Here is a 2,105-nt window from a genome sequence, read left to right as displayed (position 1 = left end):
TTCTCCCAGACCCATTCGCTGAAGCGCTCCTGCAGGGCCTGGGCCTTCTCCTGCGCAGCGGCCGTCTCGACCTGGTTCAGCACCCGGCGCCCGTCCACCTCGTCCGTGACGCGGACGGAGCGCTGCTCTAGGAGCTGGGCGAAGATGTCGCCGGCCGGCATCCGCCCGGTGCCCCACTCGCTCGTGGCCTTCAGGGAGTGGCGGCCGGCCTTCACGTCCCACATCGACCCCGTCCCCACGACGCTCGCCCTCGGGTCGGCGAGGATCTCCTGCAGGAAGGCCTGGTGGTCGGCCGGGCTGATCCAGACCGCGCCGATGCGGGCCTCGACCTCGTCCATGCGCAGCGGCTCCGGCTGGACGGCGCGCAGCGCCGAGACGTTGGCCGTGAACCGGCCGTCCTGCTCGGCAGCGGCTTCCGCCTCGCGCAGCTTGGCCCGCACGTTGCCGGACAGGTACGCGGCCCGGGTCTCCAGCTCCCCCGTCGTGGGGTCCTCGTAGACGGCGTCGCCCAGCTGCGCCCGGGCGTCGGCCTCGTCGGTGCCGAGCAGGTGCGCGACAGTAGCCAGGTCCACCTCGCCGGTGGTGTCCAGCGTGATCGCGAGGGCGTCCTCGGCCGTCTCCGCTCCCAGCACCGGCCGGCGCGGGGCTACCTGCCGGGCCGAGAGCAGCGGGGCCTCCTTGGCGGTGCCCGTGCTCTCGTCGTACTCCTCCAGGGCGAAAACGACCGGGCTCCAGGGGTCCTGCCGGAACTTGGCCACCGCCAGCGGCACCCGCCGGCTCATAACCGGTTCCCCGTCCTCGTCCACCCGCCCGGTGGGGGTGAGCTTGAACCTGTTCACCGGCCCGTAAGCGGCCGTGTACTCGCGGTAGCGGGTCCGCAGCGTCTCGCGTGCCGCGTCGGTCTCCGGGGTGTCGTCGACGTCGGCGGCCTCCAGCTCCAGCAGGGTCCGGGCCGCGTCGCGGATGCCCAGCAGGGCAGTGAGCTCCTCGGCCTGGGAGCCGGCCTTCACCCGGGCCCCGGCCGATCCGGAGACGGTCAGCCCGGGGACGGGGAAGTCGATGTGGGCGCCGTCCTGGACGACGGTGAAGCCGGTGTCGGTGCGGGTCAGGTGGCCTTCCCACAGGCCGCGCTCCGCAGGCATCCATGCTGCCCGCTCGGCGGTCTGCTCGGCGCTCCGGGGGGTCATGCCCCTGCCCTCGGCCAGGGCCCGGTCCGCGATCCCGGCCAGTGCCTCCTCGAGCCGCGCGGGGACGGCGGCGAGGTCGGGCGTGGTCAGGGTCAGGGTCGCTTCCCCGTACATGCCGTGCCCGACGTGCAGGTCCCCGAGCAGGTGCTCGGGGTGCTCGTCGAAGTAGGCATTGACCCGGGTGACCTGCCCGTCGATCCGCTTGGCGTGCACCGTCTCCCACAGCGTGCTGGCCGGCTCCTGCCCGGGCTCGCGGCGGCGGAAGACCAGCAGGTCGGTCAGCGCCTCCGTGCCGGCGGCGCGGCGGTGCGCCCCGGTGGGCAGGCGGACCGCGCCGATCAGGTCGGCCATCGCGTTCATCTCCCGCCGCGCGGCAGGATTCCCCGCGTCCAGGGTGAACGACGAGGACAGCACGGCGACCACTCCCCCGGGCCGGGTCAGGGCCAGGGACTTGATGATGAAGTGGTTGTGCATCGAGTGGCCGCCGGCGTTGTGCCTGGGGTCGTGGAGCACGAGGTCGGCGAAGGGCACGTTGCCCACGACGGCGTCGAAGTGCCCGGCACGGTAGCGGGTGTCCGCGAACGACTCGTTGCGGACCTCGGCGTGGGGGTAGAGCTTCTGGGCGATCCCTGCCGTGACCGGGTCCAGCTCGACCCCGGTCATCCGCGCACCCTCCGGGGCGAGGCCGATGAACGTCCCCGCCCCGGAGCCGGGCTCGAGGACCTCGCCCTCGGTGAACCCGAGCCGGGTCAGCGTGCCCCAGACAGCTTGGGCGTAGGCGGCGTCGGTGTAGTGGGCGTTGATGGTCGTCCGCTTCGCCGCGAGGTACTCGCGCTCGCTCAGCAGCTCCTTGAGCTCCCGGCGCTGGGCGGCGTGCTCGGGCCGGTCCTCGTCGAAGATCTGCCACACGCCCTGGGC

General features: G+C 73.3%; 1 pseudogene. It reads right to left on the bottom strand.

Annotation, left to right across the window (positions count from 1 at the left end):
• Positions 1-2,105 (bottom strand): annotated as a pseudogene (locus V7053_RS18905) (helicase); the annotation flags it as partial.

It is taken from the genome of Sinomonas sp., assembly GCF_036848755.1.
In the GTDB taxonomy this organism is placed as follows: Bacteria; Actinomycetota; Actinomycetes; order Actinomycetales; family Micrococcaceae; genus Sinomonas.
The sequence above is the reverse complement of the archived record's forward strand: the minus strand, read 5'-3'. Positions and strand labels throughout refer to the sequence as shown.